22 protein-coding genes and 1 tRNA gene are annotated in these 21,516 nt (G+C 45.7%); 15 read left to right on the top strand and 8 right to left on the bottom strand.

The features are described from left to right. Positions 1 to 42: 42 nt before the first annotated feature. The 5 genes from minC to atpC all read left to right on the top strand — a co-directional run bounded on the left by minC (position 43) and on the right by atpC (position 4,244). A complete protein-coding gene (gene minC / locus ACT7WV_RS16950; RefSeq protein WP_445104003.1) occupies positions 43 to 837 on the top strand; it encodes a septum site-determining protein MinC in 795 nt (264 codons plus the stop codon). Continuing rightward, positions 834 to 1,631 (top strand): septum site-determining protein MinD, encoded by a 798-nt coding sequence (gene minD / locus ACT7WV_RS16945; protein ID WP_445104002.1) that lies wholly within the window; start codon positions 834 to 836, stop codon positions 1,629 to 1,631. Before minC ends, minD begins: the two co-directional genes overlap by 4 nt. A 139-nt stretch (positions 1,632 to 1,770) precedes the next feature. Continuing rightward, the gene (gene minE / locus ACT7WV_RS16940) at positions 1,771 to 2,061 is read left to right on the top strand and encodes a cell division topological specificity factor MinE (protein ID WP_445104001.1); all 291 of its coding nucleotides are present in this window, start codon (positions 1,771 to 1,773) and stop codon (positions 2,059 to 2,061) included. Between the two features lie 208 nt (positions 2,062 to 2,269). Further along, a complete protein-coding gene (atpD, locus tag ACT7WV_RS16935; RefSeq protein ID WP_445104000.1) occupies positions 2,270 to 3,718 on the top strand; it encodes a F0F1 ATP synthase subunit beta in 1,449 nt (482 codons plus the stop codon). Between the two features lie 115 nt (positions 3,719 to 3,833). Continuing rightward, positions 3,834 to 4,244, top strand: a complete 411-nt coding sequence (atpC, locus tag ACT7WV_RS16930) for an ATP synthase F1 subunit epsilon (protein WP_445103999.1) — start codon at positions 3,834 to 3,836, stop codon at positions 4,242 to 4,244. A gap of 194 nt (positions 4,245 to 4,438) precedes the next feature. Here the strand turns inward: atpC and ACT7WV_RS16925 are convergent, their stop codons facing one another. Next, positions 4,439 to 4,738, bottom strand: coding sequence for a 30S ribosomal protein PSRP-3 (locus ACT7WV_RS16925; protein ID WP_445103998.1), 300 nt, complete (start codon positions 4,736 to 4,738; stop codon positions 4,439 to 4,441). 166 nt (positions 4,739 to 4,904) lie between these two features. Between ACT7WV_RS16925 and ACT7WV_RS16920 the strand changes: the two genes are divergently transcribed. From ACT7WV_RS16920 to ACT7WV_RS16900, 5 genes are all read left to right on the top strand, one after another. After that, positions 4,905 to 5,726 (top strand): TIGR01548 family HAD-type hydrolase, encoded by an 822-nt coding sequence (locus ACT7WV_RS16920; RefSeq protein ID WP_445103997.1) that lies wholly within the window; start codon positions 4,905 to 4,907, stop codon positions 5,724 to 5,726. Further along, entirely contained in the window at positions 5,723 to 8,047 is a 2,325-nt protein-coding gene (gene selD / locus ACT7WV_RS16915) for a selenide, water dikinase SelD (protein WP_445103996.1), read from the top strand. The genes ACT7WV_RS16920 and selD overlap by 4 nt, the downstream gene beginning before the upstream one ends. A gap of 39 nt (positions 8,048 to 8,086) precedes the next feature. Next, complete coding sequence (mnmH, locus tag ACT7WV_RS16910; protein WP_445103995.1) at positions 8,087 to 9,151, top strand: tRNA 2-selenouridine(34) synthase MnmH; 1,065 nt, start codon at positions 8,087 to 8,089, stop codon at positions 9,149 to 9,151. Next, positions 9,148 to 9,645 (top strand): TIGR00725 family protein, encoded by a 498-nt coding sequence (locus tag ACT7WV_RS16905; RefSeq protein ID WP_445103994.1) that lies wholly within the window; start codon positions 9,148 to 9,150, stop codon positions 9,643 to 9,645. Before mnmH ends, ACT7WV_RS16905 begins: the two co-directional genes overlap by 4 nt. 409 nt (positions 9,646 to 10,054) lie before the next feature. Further along, on the top strand, positions 10,055 to 10,672 hold the full coding sequence (locus ACT7WV_RS16900; RefSeq protein WP_445103993.1) for a superoxide dismutase: 618 nt from the start codon (positions 10,055 to 10,057) through the stop codon (positions 10,670 to 10,672). 78 nt (positions 10,673 to 10,750) lie between these two features. On the opposite strand, the gene sodX is transcribed toward ACT7WV_RS16900, so the two are convergent. Together sodX and sodN are read right to left on the bottom strand one after the other, a co-directional pair. After that, positions 10,751 to 11,113, bottom strand: a complete 363-nt coding sequence (sodX, locus tag ACT7WV_RS16895; RefSeq protein ID WP_445103992.1) for a nickel-type superoxide dismutase maturation protease — start codon at positions 11,111 to 11,113, stop codon at positions 10,751 to 10,753. 76 nt (positions 11,114 to 11,189) lie between these two features. Next, on the bottom strand, positions 11,190 to 11,663 hold the full coding sequence (gene sodN, locus ACT7WV_RS16890) for a superoxide dismutase, Ni (RefSeq protein WP_445103991.1): 474 nt from the start codon (positions 11,661 to 11,663) through the stop codon (positions 11,190 to 11,192). Between the two features lie 586 nt (positions 11,664 to 12,249). Between sodN and ppk1 the strand changes: the two genes are divergently transcribed. Continuing rightward, positions 12,250 to 14,388: a polyphosphate kinase 1 gene (ppk1, locus tag ACT7WV_RS16885; RefSeq protein ID WP_445103990.1), complete on the top strand. Its 2,139-nt coding sequence runs from the start codon at positions 12,250 to 12,252 to the stop codon at positions 14,386 to 14,388. A gap of 348 nt (positions 14,389 to 14,736) precedes the next feature. After that, on the top strand, positions 14,737 to 15,018 hold the full coding sequence (locus ACT7WV_RS16880) for a hypothetical protein (RefSeq protein ID WP_445103989.1): 282 nt from the start codon (positions 14,737 to 14,739) through the stop codon (positions 15,016 to 15,018). Between the two features lie 311 nt (positions 15,019 to 15,329). Here ACT7WV_RS16880 and ACT7WV_RS16875 read toward each other — a convergent pair whose 3' ends face one another. From ACT7WV_RS16875 to ACT7WV_RS16865, 3 genes are all read right to left on the bottom strand, one after another. Beyond that, entirely contained in the window at positions 15,330 to 15,584 is a 255-nt protein-coding gene (locus tag ACT7WV_RS16875; RefSeq protein WP_445103988.1) for a hypothetical protein, read from the bottom strand. 154 nt (positions 15,585 to 15,738) lie between these two features. Continuing rightward, the gene (locus tag ACT7WV_RS16870; protein WP_445103987.1) at positions 15,739 to 16,038 is read right to left on the bottom strand and encodes an ArsR/SmtB family transcription factor; all 300 of its coding nucleotides are present in this window, start codon (positions 16,036 to 16,038) and stop codon (positions 15,739 to 15,741) included. Positions 16,039 to 16,277: 239 nt separating this feature from the next. Beyond that, positions 16,278 to 17,162, bottom strand: coding sequence for a 4-hydroxybenzoate solanesyltransferase (locus tag ACT7WV_RS16865; RefSeq protein WP_445103986.1), 885 nt, complete (start codon positions 17,160 to 17,162; stop codon positions 16,278 to 16,280). Between the two features lie 133 nt (positions 17,163 to 17,295). Here ACT7WV_RS16865 and ACT7WV_RS16860 point away from each other — a divergent pair, with 133 nt between their 5' ends. Continuing rightward, a complete protein-coding gene (locus tag ACT7WV_RS16860; RefSeq protein WP_445103985.1) occupies positions 17,296 to 18,948 on the top strand; it encodes a Ppx/GppA phosphatase family protein in 1,653 nt (550 codons plus the stop codon). A gap of 189 nt (positions 18,949 to 19,137) precedes the next feature. Here the strand turns inward: ACT7WV_RS16860 and ACT7WV_RS16855 are convergent, their stop codons facing one another. After that, on the bottom strand, positions 19,138 to 19,617 hold the full coding sequence (locus ACT7WV_RS16855; RefSeq protein ID WP_445103984.1) for a GNAT family N-acetyltransferase: 480 nt from the start codon (positions 19,615 to 19,617) through the stop codon (positions 19,138 to 19,140). 134 nt (positions 19,618 to 19,751) lie between these two features. Here ACT7WV_RS16855 and ACT7WV_RS16850 point away from each other — a divergent pair, with 134 nt between their 5' ends. Then, complete coding sequence (locus ACT7WV_RS16850) at positions 19,752 to 19,880, top strand: hypothetical protein (protein WP_445103983.1); 129 nt, start codon at positions 19,752 to 19,754, stop codon at positions 19,878 to 19,880. On the opposite strand, the gene ACT7WV_RS16845 is transcribed toward ACT7WV_RS16850, so the two are convergent. Then, positions 19,872 to 19,944 (bottom strand) — tRNA-Thr (locus tag ACT7WV_RS16845). The genes ACT7WV_RS16850 and ACT7WV_RS16845 overlap by 9 nt on opposite strands. Positions 19,945 to 20,400: 456 nt before the next feature. Between ACT7WV_RS16845 and ACT7WV_RS16840 the strand changes: the two genes are divergently transcribed. Next, on the top strand, positions 20,401 to 21,507 hold the full coding sequence (locus ACT7WV_RS16840) for a sulfate ABC transporter substrate-binding protein (RefSeq protein WP_445103982.1): 1,107 nt from the start codon (positions 20,401 to 20,403) through the stop codon (positions 21,505 to 21,507). Positions 21,508 to 21,516 lie beyond the last annotated feature (9 nt).

The following is a 21,516-nucleotide window of genomic DNA, read 5'->3' as shown; positions in this document are numbered from 1 at the left end:
TCGTTTAGTTAGTCGGTTGGCCGACGATGAGCCTGTTTTTACATGAGTTCTGATTCTGACCAACAATCCGAAGTTTCCACTGTCTCCCCCAGTGAATTGGTAGTAGATTGCAATTTACAAGTACGCCTGAAAAGTGAAGGGGAACGGCTGCTGTTGATTTTGCCACCGGAATCGGAATTACCCGGTGCCGCCATTTGGTCTGACCTTTGGGAGCAGCTGAAGCAGCGCCTCAATGGTGGTGAGCGCTTTTGGCAACCAAAGGCGGCTGTGCATCTCCTGGCTCAAGACCAATTGTTGGACGTACAGAAGTTACAGGCAATAGCTGAGGCTTTGTCTGAGGTCGAGTTGCAGCTAGCACGAATCCATACTAGTCGCAGACAGACTGCTGTTGCGGCTGCTACTGGTGGTTACTCAGTAGAACAGCAATCTCCTGATTATCCTCTCCATCCCAAGCCTTCAGAACCTGCCGAGTCATTAGCAGAACCCCTTTACTTACAAATAACAGTTCGTAATGGTGTTGAAATCCGTCACCCCGGCACTATTGTTATACTAGGAGACTTAAATCCAGGAGGCAGTTTAATTGCCGCAGGAGATATCTTCGTCTGGGGTCGTCTACGAGGGGTTGCTCATGCTGGTGCTAATGGCAACCGAGAAGGTCGGATTATGGCGCTACAAATGGAACCAACACAGCTACGAATTGCTGATGCCGTAGCTAGGGCCCCAGGAAAGCCACTATCTGAGTACCATCCTGAAGTGGCTTATGTGACACCAGAAGGGATTCGCATTGCCAAAGCCACCGATTTTGCTAAGACCCACTTTTCCATGTTGAATCAATGAGTCGCATTATAGTTGTCACCTCCGGTAAAGGTGGGGTGGGTAAAACTACCGTTACCGCTAATTTAGGAATGGCCCTGGCTAAATTGGGTCGCAGAGTTGCCTTGGTAGATGCGGATTTTGGTCTAAGAAATTTAGACTTACTCTTGGGTCTAGAAAATCGGGTAGTCTACACAGCAATCGAGGTGATGGCTGGTCAGTGCCGTCTAGACCAAGCATTGGTAAAAGACAAGCGCCAAGAAGGATTAGTACTACTACCTGCTGCCCAAAGTCGCACTAAAGAAGCAGTTAGCCCCCTCCAGATGAAAAAGCTAGTCACCGTATTAGCTCAAAAATACCAATATATTTTGGTTGATAGCCCCGCCGGGATTGAAATGGGTTTCCGTAATGCAATTGTTGCTGCCTCGGAAGCCTTAATTGTAACGACACCAGAAATTGCTGCGGTGCGAGATGCTGACAGAGTTGTCGGGTTACTCGAAGCCCAAGGTATCAAGCGCCTCAGGTTAATTGTTAACCGCCTTAAACCAGCAATGGTGCAAGCAGACCAGATGATGTCTGTCCAAGATGTTCAAGAAATTCTTGCTATCCCTCTGATTGGCGTGATACCCGACGACGAGCGGATTCTTGTTTCTACTAACCGGGGTGAACCTCTGGTATTGGAAGAAAAACTCTCCATACCAGGAATCGCAGTCAATAATATCGCCAGACGTCTAGAAGGTGAGAAAGTACCCTTCCTAGATTTGATGGCAGAACACGATAATCTGCTAAACCGCATCCGTCGTTTGTTCAGAGGTTAAGTTTTACCCTCTCTATTTGGCCTCTTTAGGGGTGAGGCTTGTTATTTAAGAATTGCTAAATAATGCCAACCAAGACCCAACAATTGAAATTCGAGATTTCCTAACCTGATCGTGAAGATACCCCAACCCCCCAAGCCCTATGATTAGCGAACTTCTGGAACGACTTTTTCCCTGGACTAGTGCAACCAACACTCGTGAGCAAGTCAAAAACCGCCTGCAGCTAGTAATTGCCCACGACAGATCTGATTTAAGCCCGAAGATGGTTGAGTCAATGCGTCAAGAAATCCTGGAAGTCGTTTCTCGCTACGTGGAAATTGATGGCGAGGGGTTGGAGTTTTCCTTAGAGAGTAACCAAAGGGCAACAGCGTTGATTGCTAATTTACCAATCCGGCGCATCAAAGAAGAACCACCTTTGCCCTCCACAGAGTGAGTAAAGCCCTTAGCTGTTTAACAGGGGAAGTTTTTTCCTCAAACTTTGTGACAACTCAACACCTCTAAAACAGCAAGCTGAAAACTGTAAGCCTCCACTGTGATCCCTATGGGTGATAATCTAAAAGACGGTAATTTGAAGCTTTAATACAGAGTTTCCGTCCCACTGTATCTGTAAAGAGCACTGAATCACACTTATAAGCGCAAGCATGGTAGCCACCTCAGAAAAAACGAACATTGGCCTTATTACCCAAATCATCGGTCCTGTGATCGATGTTGAGTTTTCTCGCGGTAATATGCCGCAAATTTACAACGCCTTAAAAATTGAAGGCAAAAACCAAGCCGGTCAGGATGTCTCCGTCACCTGTGAAGTACAACAGTTGTTAGGCGACAATAAGGTACGGGCTGTATCGATGAGTGGTACAGACGGCTTGGTACGGGGCATGGAAGTTGTTAATACTGGTGCCCCCATTAGAGTTCCTGTTGGTAAGGTCACCTTGGGACGGATTTTCAATGTGTTGGGTGAACCGGTAGACAACCAAGGTCCAGTCAATGCCGAGGAAACCTTCCCCATTCACCGAGATGCTCCTAAAATGACAGAGCTGGAGACTAAACCCTCTGTCTTTGAAACCGGCATTAAAGTAATTGACTTGTTAACCCCCTATCGTCGGGGCGGCAAAATTGGTCTATTTGGCGGTGCAGGCGTCGGTAAGACCGTGATCATGATGGAACTGATCAACAACATTGCTACCAAGCATGGTGGCGTGTCTGTGTTCGGCGGTGTCGGCGAACGCACCCGTGAGGGCAATGACCTCTACAACGAAATGATAGAGTCGAGTGTCATTAACAAAGACAACCTCAACGAATCCAAGATCGCGCTAGTCTACGGTCAGATGAACGAGCCACCGGGAGCTAGAATGCGCGTTGGTCTTTCGGCACTGACCATGGCAGAATACTTTCGGGATGTCAGTAAGCAAGACGTTTTGCTGTTCATCGACAACATTTTCCGCTTTGTGCAGGCGGGTTCTGAAGTATCAGCACTTCTGGGCAGGATGCCTTCTGCTGTAGGATATCAGCCCACCCTAGGAACTGATATGGGGGCATTGCAAGAGCGCATTACCTCCACCACGGAAGGGTCAATTACCTCAATTCAAGCAGTCTACGTGCCAGCGGACGACTTGACTGACCCCGCACCAGCAACTACCTTCGCTCACTTGGATGGTACTACGGTGTTATCGCGTGCCCTGGCATCTAAAGGCATTTATCCGGCTGTAGACCCGCTCAATTCAGCCTCAACGATGTTGCAGCCAAATATCGTGGGTGAAGAGCACTACAACACAGCTCGTGCTGTACAGCAAACGCTACAGCGCTATAAGGAACTCCAAGACATCATCGCCATTCTTGGATTGGATGAATTGTCAGAAGAAGACCGAGTGATCGTAGCCCGTGCGCGGAAGATTGAGCGCTTTTTATCTCAGCCCTTCTTTGTGGCGGAAATTTTCACAGGTTCCCCCGGTCAATACGTCACCCTAGAGAATACCATCAAGGGCTTCCAGATGATTCTCAACGGGGAATTTGACGACTTGCCAGAGCAGGCTTTCTACCTAGTGGGCGATATTGACCAAGCGATCGCCAAAGCTCAGAAAATGAAGAGTTAAATCAGTTTTGCAGGTTGGAAGGTCGAAGGTCGAAAGAGAATACTAACCTGCTTCCCTTATAGCCCTCCAACCTGTAACCCTTAACCCACAACCTGCTAACCTGTAACCTATTCTTATGACCCTAACTGTTCGTGTAGTAGCTCCCGACAAAACTGTCTTGAATTCTGAGGCTGAAGAAGTAATTCTGCCAAGTACCACTGGTCAACTGGGCATTTTGAGCAATCATGCTCCTCTATTATCAGCTCTTGATATTGGGGTAATGCGAGTTCGTCCTGGTAAAGACTGGATTGCGATCGCTCTGATGGGTGGCTTTGCTGAAGTTGAAAACAACGAAGTGACAATTCTTGTTAACGGCGCTGAACGGGGAGATCAAATCGACAAGGAAAAAGCGCGGGAAGCCTTTGCCCAAGCCCAAGAGCGTTTTAATCAGCTCCAAGCTGGCGAAAATCGCCAAGAAACAATTCAGGCTACTCAAGCTCTCAAAAGAGCGCGTGCCCGCTTTCAAGCCGCTGGTGGTATGGTTTGAGCAAGGGAATGGGGGACTGCCTAAGGAGGAAAAATTTCTCGACTTAGCAGATATTTTTAACCACTTCTCTCATCTAATTAAAAAATAAAAAGGCAAAAGAAAGAACTAATTCTCTTCTTTTGCCTTTTGCTTATCTATAGTGAATCCCTTTTTCAAGGTAGTCTTCGAGATAGATGCCTCACTTTTTTGTCTGCTTAGGCACTGCCCGTAAAACCGACTTCCGGGAACTTTGTCTGGGCTTCAGACATCGGACGATTCCTGCCTTCCTCTTGCCAGTAGTTAATCACTTCTGTAGCTTTGTTGAGCAGTTCAATACGATCCATGTCGCTAATCCAGTGCTTAGCTTCTAACTCATCTTTGAGCTGTTCCCAGGCGTCGTTCCTGGGCCAAAAGAAGTAACACGTTAAGGGGCTAGTACCTTTGCCCACGACTTGATCTACTGCTAAGGCAACGTTTTCATCCAACCAGAGAACTTTGAGAATAAACTTCGACAAATACACCTCCAGGGAAATCCCAGGACTCCTGCAATTACTCTACAGCCCCCAATTTTACCCCACAGAAGCCGCGGCTGAACAGAACTAGTTTAACAATCTGTTGGTGTAGTCTAGTGCGTGACCTGTATGCGTTACGATTCAAGAGTCTTGTGATGTTAGCTTTTTTGTGACCAATCTCCAATCCCCAACACTCATTGCCCACAATCCTGCTTTAGTAGTATTCGATATTGACGGTGTCGTGCGTGATGTTGCTGGCTCTTACCGACGAGCGATTATCGATAGCGTGGAACATTTTACTGATGGTCTATATCGACCTTCCATGGTAGAAATTGACCAACTTAAGTCAGAAGGCATCTGGAACAATGATTGGGACGCATCACAGGAGCTAATTTACCGCTACTTTGAGACTCAGGGTAAGGTGCGAACACAAGTGCCCCTTGAATACGAGAGTCTGATCGCTTTTTTTAACTCTCGCTACCGAGGCTCAGATCCAGAAAATTGGACGGGATATATCTGTAACGAACCTCTACTCTTACAGCCTAGCTATCTAGAAACTCTGAGATCGGCAGGAATTCCCTGGGGCTTTTTCAGCGGTGCCACCAGAGACGAAGCTAAATATGCCTTAGAAAAACGCCTTGGTCTCCAAACACCAGTGATAATCGCCATGGAGGATGCCCCTGGTAAACCCGATCCTACTGGTTTATTGACAACAGTTGAGCAGCTAGAGCAAAGACATCAAGTTGGGGCAAAACTTCCCGTGATTTATGCCGGAGATACAGTAGCTGATATGTATACCGTCGAGAAAGCTAGGAACCTTCATCCTCAACGCCACTGGATTGGTGTAGGCATTTTGCCTCCTCATGTTCAACAGACACCAGAACGCAGTAAAGCTTACGCACAGACACTCAAAACCGCTGGTGCCACAGTAGTTTTGGCTAACATAGAGCAGTTGAATCTTCAACAGATTCAGCAACTGGTAAGTCAATGAACTCATCTAGATCACCAACCAAAGATTTAGTGCTGATTGGAGGGGGACACAGCCATGCGATCGCACTGAAGAAATTTGGTATGCAACCCCTGCCAGAGGTGAGGTTAACCCTAATTACCAATGTATCAGAAACTCCTTACTCAGGAATGCTGCCAGGGTATGTAGCCGGTTTGTATAACTTTGATCAATGTCATATTGACCTGCGTCCCCTGGCTAATTTTGCCCAAGCACGCATCTATGTTGACCGGGCAATCGGCCTTGACCTAGAAAATAATCGTGTCATCTGCGCTAATCGCCCACCAGTTCCCTTTGACCTACTCTCAATTGACATTGGCAGTACACCCGCAGCCTTAACCGTACCCGGTGCCGCAACCTACACAATCCCTGTTAAGCCAATATCTCAGTTTCTTACCTATTGGCGAGAAGTAACTCAAGAAGTTACTCAATTTCCCCATAAAAAAATCCGTCTGGCAGTTGTCGGCGGTGGAGCAGGCGGTGTAGAGTTAACTCTGGCGGTTCAAGCCCATCTGCACCGCATTTACCGCCAAGCCCAGCAACCAAGCCAAAACCTAGAAATACATCTCTTCCAGCGCGGTGCTTCTTTGTTGCCAGAACGCCATCCTTGGGTTGGTCAAAGTCTCCAGCAGATTCTCCAGCGTCGGGGAGTTAAATTGCATCTTCGGGAAAATGTTAGCGCTGTACAGGCACTTGCTGACGAACCAAAGGCCAATGCCTCTACACCGAAGATGGTTCAATGCCAGTCAGGCCTGATAGTTGAATGCGATCGCGTCTTTTGGGTAACTCAGGCATCCGCAGCACCCTGGCTAAGGCAATCAGGACTGGCAACTGATGCCAGAGGCTTTATTGAAGTGAGCGATACATTGCAATCTATCTCCCACCCTCAGCTATTCGCCGCTGGAGATGTTGCCACGATGGTCAACCACCCCCGCCCCAAGGCAGGAGTTTTTGCCGTGCGTCAGGGCCAGCCACTCTTCGACAATCTCCGACGCGCCCTACTAGGCAAATCTCTCAAGTCCTTTGTCCCTCAAAGAGAATTCCTCATCTTAATTGGCACTGGCAATCGCCAAGCACTAGCCTCTCGTAGTTGGTTCGGCTTGGGTCCTAATCCCTTACTCTGGCGCTGGAAAGATTACATAGACCGCAAGTTTATGGAGCAATTTAATAATCTAGCTTCGGAGATGGAGAGTCAGGGAGATAGGGGAGACAAGGTTTTATCCTCTCCGTCTTCTGACATCTCTGACACCGCAGAGACTCTCATGCGTTGTGGTGGTTGTGGCGCTAAAGTCGGTAGCTTTGTGCTGGAGAGGGTTTTACATCGAATTAGACAAGAAAATCCAGATGGGATAGAACGAGAAGACATTCTCATTGGACTAGATGCACCAGACGATGCGGCAGTTATCAGTGTGCCAGTAGGTCAAGTGATGGTACAGACCATAGATTATTTTCGGTCTCTGCTTGATGACCCATTTTTACTAGGGCAAATTACAGCCAATCATTGCCTCAGCGATATTTTTGCTATGGGAGCCCAGGCTCAGAGTGTACTAGCGATCGCTACTATTCCCTATGCTGCGCCAGCTAAACTGGAAGATACCCTTTATCAATTGCTTTCTGGAGCAACCAAAGTCCTCAATCAAGCTCAAGCTGTTCTAATTGGTGGACACACTACTGAGGGAGCAGAACTCGCTTTTGGTCTCTCCTGTAATGGTTTAGTGGTTCCCGAACAGCTTCTACGCAAAGGAGGAATCAAACCAGGTCACGTGCTGATTTTAACTAAAGCCTTGGGGACAGGGATACTCTTTGCGGCTGATATGCGCCTTAAGGCAAAAGGACGTTGGATTGAACCAGCAATTGAGTCAATGTTACTCTCCAACCAGGCAGCAGCAACCTGTCTACGGCAACACCAAGCCAGCGCCTGCACTGATGTTACGGGCTTTGGGCTACTCGGACACTTAAGGGAAATGGTTCTAGCCTCTCAAGTAGCAGTTGAACTCAATTTGGCAGCAATCCCAGTCTTAGAGGGAGTGATGGAAACTCTACAACAAGGCATTTTTAGCTCCCTCTATCCGGCAAACTTGCGTCTATCGGACTCGATTGTTAATAAGAGTCAGGTGAGTGTTCACCCTCTCTATCCCCTGCTATTCGATCCCCAAACTTCAGGCGGATTGCTAGCCTCCATCCCCGCTGACCAAGCTAATTCTTGTTTAATTGCCTTAAAGAACTTGGGATATACCCACAGCAGTATTATCGGTCAGGTTAACTCCCCGGTTAATCAGGTACAGCCCATTAAAATCAAGGAATAGAGGGAAATCTAAACCCCAACTCAGGTTCTACCCTATCCTATGTCCCAGCCTCTCGCGCCCGCCGAATTTCTCAACACACCAGGAGTAGTTCTAGATGTTCGTTCTCCTGCTGAGTATGCACAAGGTCACATTCCTGGGGCTATTAGTTTCCCCCTCTTCAATGATGATGAACGGGCAAAGGTGGGCATCTGCTACAAGCACCAGGGACATGAAACGGCTGTGGAACTGGGATTTGCGATCGCAGGGCCCAAATTTGCTGGCTTTATTGCTCAAGCTAAGGTGCTCGCTCCCCATCGTCAAGTCCGTCTCTATTGCTGGCGGGGTGGCATGCGTAGTGCTGCGGTAGCTTGGGTGCTAGAAACTGGTGGACTCGATGTTTCTTTACTAGTAGGAGGCTATAAAGCATTCCGTCGCTGGAGTCGTTCTCTGCTAGCTATCCCCCAAAAGATGATCATTCTGGGTGGTATGACTGGTACAGGTAAGACTAACCTGCTTACTGTCTTGGCTAACCAAGGTGAACAGGTTCTAGACTTAGAAGGCATCGCTAGCCATCGCGGCAGTAGTTACGGCGGTCTAGGATTACCACCTCAGCCAACCAATGAACAATTCTGGAACTTAATCACCCTACACTGGGCTAGTTTGAATCGCCACGTACCTGTGTGGATTGAAGCCGAAAGTAAGCGCATTGGCTGCTGTTGTATCCCAGAGGAAATTTTTCAGCAGATGGAATTGGCTCCCTTAATTCAGGTTAGTCGCCCTCGTCAAGAAAGACTAGCTTTATTGGTAGATATGTATGGAGATGCAGATATTAATCAGTTGGCAACAGCTACAGAACGTATTGGCAAGCGACTAGGCGGTTTGCGGACTAAACAGGCTATCAGCTTATTACGGGAGGGCAAACTGGCCCAGGCTTTCGATATTATTCTGGAGTACTACGACAAAACTTACTGCTATGACCTCCAGCAGAGGAATCTACCAATTCATAGTCTAGATATCTCTGGGCTTTCTTCTGAGGAAGGGGCAGTCAAACTACTTGAAACAGCAAGACAGGTTTTGAGTTCCACTGGTTTTCAATCAACTCCAGAGGTAACCACAGAGACATGAAGAAAGTCATCGTCGGCATCATGGGGCCAGGGAACAACGCCACACCTGCTGACCTAAAGCGTGCTTATCAACTGGGTCAGTACATTGCTCAAGCGGGATGGGTATTGTTGACAGGTGGTAGAAAAGCTGGGGTGATGGAGGCCGCTAACCAGGGGGCAAAAGCCGCAGGTGGTTTAACTATCGGTATCTTGCCAACCGAGGACTCCATGGGTATTTCTGAAGCTGTCGATATTGCGATTTGCACAGATTTGGGAAATGCACGCAACAATATCAACGTTCTCTCTAGTGATGTGGTAATTGCCTGTGGTATGGGAACTGGAACCGCCTCAGAAATTGCCCTCGCCTTGAAAGCGGGTAAGAAAGTAGTTCTGCTAAGTGATCATCAAGAAAGCCAATTGTTCTTTGCTAGCCTCTCACCAGACAACATTTTTCTGACAACTAATCCAGAAGCAGCAATCGAGTTTGTTCAAAAGGTCTTAACGAAACATTTTTGAAATTTTCTACTTAGAGATGACCTTGGAATTGCTCTATAGCTATTGCTAAATTTATTCAATAAATTAATACTTCTTTGCTAAAAAAGCTTACCCAGTCCTTTACTTCAGCAGATTGAAGTTGTGTCAGCAAGTATCAGTTATCCATAATCTATTAGGCGAAAAATAACTATATTTGACTATATTTGACTATTTAAGAAGTTAATTGACTGAAGAATAAGTAAGAAATAGAAGGATGAGCTACTGGCTTTTATGGCGATAAGTGAATATTTTAATGATAATTTTTTTCATTAAAATCCTATGCAAACTAGATTACTAATATATAACTCTCCTTAATAAAACCCCCCCCGTAAGCATTTCATCCGGGCTTCTATTTCATTAATATTTAAACAGAGATAGAGGACAAAACATTATGGGATACGAGCTTCCTGAATTACCCTACGACTACACGGCTTTAGAGCCTCACATCTCTAAAAGCACCCTAGAATTTCATCACGACAAGCACCACGCTAAGTACGTGAACAACTACAACCAAATGTCGCAAGACGCTGGCATGGGTGATAAGTCAATTGAGGAAGTTATCAAGGCAACCTACAATGACTCCTCAAAGTCCGGTCTTTTCAACAATGCAGCCCAGGCTTGGAATCATACTTTCTACTGGAATTGCCTGAAGCCTAATGGTGGTGGAGAACCTAAAGGCGCTGTAGCCGATAAAATCAAGGCTGACTTTGGCAGTTTTGATAACTTCAAAGAAGAGTTTAAAAAAGCGGCTACATCTCAGTTTGGTAGTGGTTGGGCTTGGCTAGTTCTAGACAACGGCAAGCTTGCAGTCGCTAAGACTCTGAACGCTGATAACCCAGTCGCTATGGGGAAAACTCCTTTGTTGACCTGCGATGTTTGGGAACATGCCTACTACCTGGATTACCAGAATAAGCGTCCTGACTACGTTGATACCTTCCTCAACAGCCTAGTTAATTGGGACTTCGTTGCTCAGCAAATGTCTGCTGCTCAAGGAGCTGCTGCTGTTTAATTAAGCCCAGATCATCAACTGGCGAATTAGTAATAAGAACAGCCACGGCTCGAGCCGTGGCCGTTTACTCTTTAAAGCTTAGGAATTTCCTGGAAAGCGGCTGGTGACTTGACCTAAGATTTGCTCTGGAGCCACTAAACCGAATGAACGGCTGTCGGTACTTTCAGCGGAATTATCACCCGTAAGGAAGCAACTTCCGTCTTCTTGTACCAAAGCTACCCGTTTTACCAATCGCAAGTCTGTTTGGTAGGGGTGCTGGGCAATAACTATCTCACCAGGCCGAGGCTGTTGATCACGATATGCCTTTAGATCAACTAAAATCTCGTCTTTTGGCTTGAGCAAAGGAGCCATAGATTCTCCTGTGACACAGAAGCGCCGCCGCTTTTTCAGAAGCCAGAGCAAAAGCTCCCTTAAGCTACTTTCTTTGAGTTCATCACCCACTCCAAATCACCCTTACGCAGCGCTTGAGACTAAGTCGGCAGAAAAAATAGATTTTTTGCCTAACTTTTCCCGTTGACTAGCTGGCTTTGTACCAGGCGACATCACGACTTTTAGTGGCCCAGAACATTTGGTGAATCTTTTGCACACTCTCCATCAGTTGGTTAGCGTGTTCGAGACTGACTTCCACCTTGCAGGCAGAGCAAAGCTTTGCTGCTTTCCAAAAGGTATCGTGTAAATCTGGGTACTTCTGGAGATGTTCTGGCTTAAAGTAATCCGTCCAGAGGATGAGTAGCTCCTCCTTCGTTAGCTGTGCTTGCTCTTCCTTAATTTGGATGTACCGAGTTATCGTGTTCTGGTAGGTTGCCATCGCATTCTGATCACCGGCAGCAGGTGGCTGTAGATCAAGAATTTTCTTGGTCATCGATAGCACAGCCTCAGCGTTGATGCGGGCAGCAGAGGGGTCATAGACGCCGCATGGACCATCACAGTGAGCATGAACTTCTGGGGCCGGAAACCACTCTTTGATCTTGGCAATGGCTTTGTTAAACATAGTAAGATTGCAGTTTGTTGATTTTAGAAGACGGTAGGATATCAGGATAGGTGACTCAAAATTGCTACTAGTAAAAGTAGACGCTGCCACCAGATATCTAATATCCCCCCACCCCCCATCTAACTTAGTGCTATTCGGGTTGGGGCGCAATACTAGTGAGCTAGACGATTAGAGAAATTTACTAAAAGGAGGAGTATTTTTGAAGATGCGCTCCACTAATACAGAAAACATACGCTATCAGGAATTAGTTTTTTAGTACACCAAACTCTCTAAGGGGAATTCTGCTCAAAACTGTTACATTTTTTAAATTACTAGGAATAATATAAGTAAGCCCTATAAGGTTTGTCAGTCAGATTCGCGCTTTATTAAGGGTAAATTCTGGCAGGGACAGTTGGTTGGGTACTTGTATCTACCTGACTTAGGAACTGTAGCCCGATAAGATAACCTAATTTTACGTTTTTCCCCAACGGGGAAAAACCAGAAAACGCATTCTCCTTTTCTGACGGAGCTGGGGGGATGCCTATTGTCTTTCTCAATCAATTTGAAGGCTTTGTCCAACTGCCGCAGACATAATTTTAGAAGCATCATGCCGAGAACTAAGAAGACCACTCCTCAAGTTAGTCTGAGCGATCCACAATACTTCTTCAATCGGGAACTCAGCTGGCTAGAGTTCAACAAAAGGGTATTGCATGAAGCCACAGATTCTCGAACACCTCTCCTCGAACGTCTGAAGTTCATGGCAATCTTTAGCGCCAATCTAGATGAATTTTTTATGGTTCGCATCGCGGGTTTAAAGAAACAAGTAGATGTGGGGGTAACTACACTAACGCCGGATGGCAGAACACCCAGTGAACAGCTCGATGCTATCCATCGAATATTGCTACCAGTTGTAATTGAACAGCATCAACATTTTCAGCAAGTACTGCGATCTCAGTTGGTGGAAGAAGGAATCAATATCCTGAATTACATGGACTTGAATCAGGAACAGCGGGCTCACCTGCAAAACTATTTTGAGCAAGAAATTTTTCCTGTACTAACGCCCTTAGCTGTTGACCACAGCCATCCTTTTCCCTATATTTCCAATCTCAGCCTTAATTTAGCCGTCTTGGTGAAAGATCCTGAAACTGGCAGAGAAGATTTTGCCCGGGTGAAAGTACCCAAAGTTTTACCTCGGTTTGTGCGCTTTCCCAAAAAGTTGCGTCAGCAGTACCAGGATAAACTAGCAGTCTGGACGGGTGTCCCCCTAGAGCAGGTAATAGGTCATAATTTAGAGTCTCTGTTTCCAGGGATGAATATTCAGGAGTATTATCCTTTCCGAATTACCAGGAATGCTGATTTGGCAGTAGAAGAAGATGAAGCCGATGATCTGCTCTTGGCAATTGAGCAGGAATTGCGTAAACGACGCATCGGCGGTTCGGCAGTTCGCATGGAAGTTCAATCCACAATGCCCCACGCGATGCGGCGGATGCTGAGGCAGGAGATGGGACTCAAGAAGAGCGATATTTATGAAGTAGAAGGTCTATTGGGACTAGGAGATTTGATGTCTTTTCTGGAGTTACCAGTTCCGGAACTCAAAGATCCTGTTTGGACACCAGCAACGCCATCGCGTCTACGGTCACCTGCCGTAGAAGAGGATCTCGAAGATATATTCAGCGTGATTCGCTCTTCAGATTTGCTGCTGCACCATCCCTATCACTCTTTTACTGGAACAGTACAGAAATTTATTACTCAAGCCGCGTCCGATCCAGATGTCCAGGCGATAAAAATGACCCTATATCGGACTTCGGGGGACTCGCCGATTGTCAATTCTCTGATTTGTGCTGCAGAAAACGGCAAGCAGGTAGTGGTTCTAGTAGAGCTCAAGGCTCGTTTTGACGAAGAAAATAATATTGTCTGGGCACGTAAACTAGAACAGGCTGGGGTACACGTAGTCTATGGGTTGGTGGGTCTAAAGACTCATACCAAAATATCGCTGGTGGTGCGTCGAGAGAATCATAAAATTGTTCGTTATGTCCATATTGGTACGGGCAACTATAACCCCAAAACCGCCAGAGTTTACACAGATTTAGGTCTGTTGAGCTGTCGTGAAGATTTGGGGGCAGATTTGACTGATTTGTTTAATTTTTTGACGGGTTACTCGCGGCAAAGGTCTTATCGTAAGTTATTGGTGGCACCAGTAAACTTGCGCGATCGCATGCTAGCAATGATCCGACGTGAGATCGAACATTGCCGTCAAGACTCCACTGGTCGTATTGTTGCCAAAATGAACTCTCTGGTAGACCCAGAAATTATCACCACACTCTATGAAGCATCACAAGCCGGAGTCCAAATTGACTTGATTGTGCGGGGTATTTGCTGTCTGCGTCCCGGCGTTGAAGGTGTTAGTGAAAATATTCGCGTCGTTAGTGTTGTGGGTCGCTATTTAGAACACTCGCGGATCTTTTATTTTCACAACGGGGGTCAAGAAGAAGTCTATATCGGCAGTGCTGACTGGATGCGTCGTAACTTAGATCGTCGGGTAGAGGCAGTAGTACCCATTGAAGATCCACAAATAGCTAAAGACTTGCAAGAAATTCTGGGAATTATGCTCTCAGATAACCGTCAAGCTTGGGATTTACAGCTAGATGGTAGTTATCTCCAAAGACATCCGGCTGAAGATACCCAGAAACAATGTTCCCAAAAAATCTTAATGGAATTAGCGCAGGAAAATACGGGAGTAGCTTAGCCTGCTAATTCTTTTTCCAACAGCAGATGCAGATCAGGTAGGGGAAGTAGAGGCAAAGAACTTCATTCTAGAGTGTCGAAATTTGTTCAAATTCATAATTCTTTCCCTACTTCCTCTTTTCTAGACCACCAAATTAGCTGTTCAGCTTTCTTTGTATGCTAGGTGTACTTAATATTTGAGACGGCGCTGACTTTTGCTAGTAAGATTCACTGACTTTCACAAATATTCTTAATGCACACTTAAGATTTGTCACATTTTCTGCAGTCAGCAGCGATCACCCCTATTGTGGAAAAAGCCAACCCTTATTTGGGATCTGGCGTTCAGTTCACCTGCAATACGGTTAGATCTATGAGCATTTTGCCCAGCTTTCTCCGTTCCCTCATGCTGACAATCTGTGTTAGTTTTGTTGCTCCCATTGCACTGGTGACATTTTTGTTAGGAACTCTCTGTGGCATGGGATATATTCCTGGATTAGAAACCATTGGTCAGGCTGGGGCAACACAGTTATTGGATATTCTTGCTGTCTTCGGCAGTGGATCCTCTTTAGAGGGAACTATGGTTATTGGTGTAACCTGTAGCCTAGTGGGAGCTTTATTTGATGCTTACGCTTCTACCATGATCAGAACTTGATGTGGAGTCAGATTAGGTCAGACAAATTTAGAGTTTCTCCAGGCTTAAGATAATTTAACCTAATTAGTCTTGTCGAACTCACTTACTCACTAGCTTTATTCTTAGGAAGCCTCTCTTAATTATTTTAGGCAGCCTCTTCATCCTCAAACAAGAGGCTTAGCGTTTGCGGAGGAAGAGTCGAGGGGTAACAAGCTGAAGCCGTTGAGCATAGGGCAAGTTTCTCTTAACAAATACTCCTCAGTTGGAAAAAAGGGGGAGTACGCAGGAAGTTATCTAGGCTGACAACTTTCCCCGTATAAGGCAGGGGTTTTTCATTCTGCTTCCCTACTCTGAAAAAGTTCGATGGCGCCGTTGATTCTAGAGGAATTAGACAGAAAACTAGCCAGAACAATCAAGAGAATCTCTACAAAGATTTGTATCCCCAAGGGTGCTAGAGTTAAACCCCAAATCGCCATAATCAGTCCGGTTAGGATTAGGGCGATACCATGAACTTGCTCACAGGATTTGATGCCGATCCAAATAGCCCAGATACCGGAGCCTAGCAGGATTATATTCGTTAAAAACATGATGATTCGCCTCCTATAAAGTTTTTCCAGAGTTGGTTTGATTAAAAGACACATAGATATATATCTATGTGTCTATATTGAAAAATCAATGGAACCCACAGCTAAAAGATGTCTTAGGAGCTTTCACCACAATAAAATTGAGTGAGCTACGTTTCTAGCTGTGGTTAATTAGGCTTGCTTGGGGATGGGTACGCCGCTGCAATTCTTCGATGTATTCTGCAAGTGCTTGGGGGCAGAACCGATAGTAGCAATGTTGACCTTCTCGACGCACTATGATCAAGTGAGCGTTAGCGAGTTCCTTGAGGTGATGGGAGATCGTCGCTTGGGAAACTGGAAACTGTTCCACGAGTGTCGTGCAAGCTGACTCATCAGTGGCTGCGATCGCCTCTAGTATTTCGAAGCGCCGTGGATCAGCCAAGGCCTTGGCAGTACGAGAAAACTCTGCGGATCTCATCTTCGTCTTTCCCCACTGTGTAGGGGCTAAACTTATCTAGACTTATTATGTTACATCAAGTTTTTATTTATTGAAGTACTTCTATACACTCATATTATAGATCAGACGCTTGCCTGTCAAGCAGTTATACCGGTAACTTTCAATACTTCGCTAGTTCGGTCGTCTTGCTGCCTAGTTTTGTCTCTAATAGCTAGCAACAGGTGCATCCCACTCGTTTGAGGAGTGGGATGAAGTGCCAACTAAAGAACAAGACCAGCAATCATGCCAGTAAGTAAAACAAAGCCAATCCAGACATTCTGGCGGAAAATCTCACCGTAGACGGGTTTAGCAAGATCTGGCTGGCGCAGGCGGGTATATTGCCAAATCCAGCCAAGGCTAGCGATACCCAGGGCAATCCAGAAGCCGAATTGTAACTGCATAACAATACCTAGCCTTGCGAGGAGAGCCACAGTCCCCAAAAAGAAGATACCAACAGCATCAGCAGCATAATTGCCGAAAAAGAGAGCGCTGGAGCGCACCCCAATCTTTTGGTCATCTTCACGGTCTGACATAGCGTAGACAGTATCAAAACCTAAAGTCCAAAGTAGTACCGCCCCCCACAAGAGCCAGGTTGTGGGTTCCAGGTTACCTGTGACAGCACTCCAACTGATCAGAACAGCAAAACCCCAAGCGATCGAGAGTACCAGTTGAGGGACAGGAAACACCCGCTTGGCCCAAGGATAGAAAACGATCACTGGCACAGCTGCAACGCAAAGCCAGAAGGTGAAAGGGTTGAGATAGAGGGCAAGTATCCCCGCACAACCCATTGCTACTAAGGCTACAATCACGCCAATTTGGACAGAGAGAGCACGAGAAGCGAGGGGGCGAGTGCGCGTTCTTTCGACTTGTGGGTCAATATCGCGATCCCACAAATCATTGAGTACACAACCAGCAGCACTGGTGGCTAAAGTTCCCAGAATAATTACGCCCACAAGGGGAATAGGTGGTGTCCCACTAGCAGCCAAAAAGACCGCCCACAGGGCAGGGATCATCAAAATTAACCTTCCGGCTGGTTTGTCCCATCGTAGGAGACGAATAATTGCCAGCCAGCTAGGTAGACGGTTCGGTTGTTGCTCACTCAGCATGGAAAGAGTTGTTAGTTCTTGGTTTAAGGAAGAGCAAATAGGATGTTTTGCCTATTTTTATTTCCTCCTCTTTAAAGATATTGTTTTCCAGTAATAGAGACTAAGATTATCAATCTAGAAACAGCTTAAATTAATGGTTAATTCAGCTAGCCAAGAGAATTCTGTAAGCTTTGCCAGCACTGCTGCCGATACTGACCGTATTCTGGCCGCCATTGACATTGGTACTAATTCCATTCACATGGTGATCGTGCGTATTGACCCGGTATTACCAGCTTTTACGATTATTGCCAAAGAAAAAGACACGGTAAGGTTGGGCGAAAGGGAGCCAGACACTGGTGATTTGACACCAGAAGCAATGGCACGAGCGCTGGCAACTTTGCGACGCTGTCAGGACTTAGCAACCAGCTTCAGAGCCGAACAAATTGTTGCCGTAGCAACTAGCGCCGTCAGAGAAGCCCGGAATGGGCGAGAGTTTTTGCGGCAAGTACATTTAGAATTGGGTTTATTTGTTAACTTAATTTCTGGCCCAGAAGAAGCGCGGCGGATTTATCTGGGTGTTTTGTCGGGTATGGAATTCAACCACCAACCCCACATCATCATCGATATTGGCGGCGGCTCAACAGAATTAATTTTGGGGGATAGTCAAGAATCCCTTAGCCTGAGCAGCACGAAAGTGGGTGCGGTGCGACTTACTGCCGAATTCGTTACTACCGATCCGATTAGTCAAAAGGAGTTTCAATACTTACAAAATTATATACGGGGAATGCTCGAAAGACCTGTTGAAGAGTTACAGGCTCACTTAAAACCAGGTGAAAAGCCCCGCTTACTGGGGACATCCGGCACTATTGAAACCTTAGCAGCAATTAATGCTAGAGAAAAGCTGGGTATAGTTCCGAGTCCCCTCAGAGGTTACGAAATCTCGCGCCAAGAACTGCAAGAAATAGTTGATTACTTAGCCTCACTTAGTTGCGCCGAAAGGGCAGAAGTTCCTGGATTATCAGATCGGCGTTCAGAAATTATTGTGGCTGGGGCATTAATTTTGTTAGAAGCGATGAAGCTACTGGAGGTAGAGCATTTGGTGATTGCGGAAAGAGCGCTCCGGGAAGGAGTAATTGTTGACTGGATGCTCTCCCACGGCTTGATTGAAAATCGACTACGTTATCAAAGTGAGGTACGTCACCGCAGCGTGTTTAAAGTGGCCCAAAAATATCAGGTAAACTTGAAATATAGTGAAAGAGTTGCTCAGTTTGCCCTCAATTTATTTGACCAAACCCTAGGACATCTCCATCACTGGGGTACTCAAGAACGGGAGTTACTTTGGGCGGGAGCAATTTTACATAATTGCGGCGTTTATGTAAGTCATTCAGCTCACCACAAGCATTCTTACTACCTAATTCGCCATGGTGAACTTTTGGGTTTTACAGAAGCCGAAATTGAAGTGATTGCTAATTTAGCTCGCTATCACCGCAAGAGCACTCCGAAGAAAAAGCACGAGAATTACAGCAATTTACCTAGTAAAGAACACCGACAGATAGTTAATCAACTCAGTGCTATTTTACGCTTGGCAGTCGCCCTTGATCGGCGGCAGATTGGTGCAATTAGGCAAGTGCAATGTGAGTACTCCCCGGAGGAACAGGAACTATATTTACGGCTGGTTCCTGATGTTGCTGATGACGATTGTGTTTTAGAAATTTGGAATTTAGATTATAAAAAAGGTGTTTTTGAAACAGAGTACGGTGTCAAGGTAGTGGCAACACTAGAACCAGAGTTATCGGCATTGAATTAGCTGCTGCTGAGAAGATGCCAGAATTTTTGGGTTTAACCCAGACTAGAGATCTGGGTTTTTTGTCACTCAACTTTATCTTAGGGCAATCTCATTTGCTATTTTAATGATAAAAACTCTCCACTCTCCAACTTGCAAATAGCGCCAATGTTGATCAAAGGAAAAATTTAATCGAGAAATGCTATCTTAACTTCAAATTAGATCTAACCGCATCTCATTGCTATCTACAAAACCGAGGCGTTCATATACTGGTCTACCGAAGGGTGAGGCGTGTAAGATAACCTGCGTACAACACAGTGACTTGAGATAGTTGCATGCTGTACGAGTCAGTTTTTTAGCAAGTCCTTGACCTCGGTAAGGTGACTCAACATAAACATTCCATATGTAGCCATATTTGCGGTATTTTGCTGTCAGAGCAAGTGGATAAAGACCAGCAAAGAGCTGACAGCTAACAGAACCAACTATAAAAGAGTCAACCTCTGCAACAAAAGCCTGATAGTATAATTCTCGACGAGCGTCAGCTATAAATTGGAGCATCACTTCAAGCCAGTCAGACCGGATTGAGTGAGCAGGAACCTGATTATCTCGCCACAGTTGATAGGAGTGTTGAGCAACTAGGGAATCTTCCTGAGGAGTTGATTCCCTGAAGTTGACATTACTTGCAGTCAGCATCTTTGGGAGAATCTACCATCTACTATATTTAAGGGCATAGGTCGGGGTGGTGATATCTGAGAACACGCGAGAGTCACTAATGGGTGTACTCGCAGCTAGATTTAGGGGAATAACACCAGCCCATACTGGTAGCTGTGAGTACACGCTTGCTGATCGATCCCGGTGAGGGCATAGCCTTAGAGGAACAACCTTACCAAAATGGCAAAGTTATGCTCCCAGCCAGAGAATTGGACAACCCTAAAGCTTTAGAAAAAAGCTGGTGACAGGATTTGAACCTGCGACAGGCTGATTACAAATCAGCTACTCTACCAACTGAGTTACACCAGCGACCAGGAATAATATAGCAAATTTTGAAGCACTATCACTACCCAGGCTCTGAATTTGACAATTTATTGACAAATTACGCTTTTAAACCAACATAATTCACAGCAAGTGCAAGCCACTGGTAGCAATAAGGGTCAAATAGAGATTATAAGACAAAAAAACCCTCAGTAATGGGAAACTGAGGGATTTGATCAGGGTGCATCTACTGCTTCTCCATACAGAATTACTCTAGTTGCATCCGGAAAAAGGATCATAATTCTTCTGCTTGCCAATCTCATCTGCGAAATATCTCCGGGCAGATTTGGCTTGTACTTCAGACTGCTGAGGCACCTCAAGAAACTCAACTCCTAATTTCCTAAATGCATGTCACCAAAATTCCTTTAACTGCTGTAGAATCTTCTATCATAAAGTTTTTACAGTATCTCGACCGATAAACCGTAGTTTAACTAAGGGAATGTGATGGGTCTGCCACAAACTATCAATCAGCTCAAAGTTACTCAGCAGCACAAACAGCACTCCAACGGGCTGCAATCAAGTTACTTCAAAAGGTCATTGTGCTTCTTCTTGGTAGGAGTGGGCTTGAGTGCGGTAATCTCTTCCTGCTCTACCAATAACTCCAAAACTACGACTGGTAGTGAGGATATTGAGTTAACTCTTGTCTCCTACGCTGTGACTAAGGCTGCTTACGAAAAAATTATTCCCCAGTTCACTCAAAAGTGGCAACAAGAACATAATCAAAACGTTACCTTTAACCAAAGTTACGGTGGCTCCGGTTCTCAAACTCGTGCTGTGATTGATGGTCTTGAAGCTGATGTCGTCGCTTTAGCCTTGGCACTAGATACAGAAAGAATTGAAGAAGCAGGACTAATTGAACCTGGTTGGGAAACTGAAGCACCGAATGAGTCAATTGTTCATAAATCAGTAGGGGCAATTGTGACACGGGAGGGTAATCCTAAAGGCATCAAAACCTGGTCAGACTTAGCAAGAGATGATGTAAAAGTAATTACTGCTAACCCCAAAACCTCGGGCGGCGCACGCTGGAATTTCTTGGCATTGTGGGGTTCAGCAACAAAAAACGGTGGTAATGAGCAAAAAGCGTTTGATTTCACTAACAAAGTTTATAAAAACGTGCCTGTACTACCTAGAGATGCTCGTGAAGCCAGCGACGTTTTCTTTAAGCAAGGTCAAGGTGATGCCCTGATCAACTACGAAAATGAGGTGTTACTAGCAGCACAGAATGGGCAAAAACTTCCTTATGTTGTGCCTGAGGTTAATATTTCCATCGATAATCCTATTGCTGTGGTAGACAAAAATGTGGATCAACACAGAACAAGAGAAGTGGCAGAAGCCTTTGTTGAGTACCTCTTTACGCCAGAAGCTCAACGAGAATTTGCTAAAGTTGGCTTTCGTCCTGTAGATGAGACAGTGACCAAGGAGTTTGCCAAACAGTATCCTACCGTCAAAAGCTTATTTACCGTCAAAGATTTGGGAGGCTGGGATACAGTTCAGAAGCAATTTTTTGCCGATGGAGCTGCTTTCGACAAAATTCGCTCTAACTTGAAATAGCACTAAGAA

The organism is Symploca atlantica LB2515, assembly GCF_052546295.1.
The sequence above is the reverse complement of the archived record's forward strand: the minus strand, read 5'-3'. Positions and strand labels throughout refer to the sequence as shown.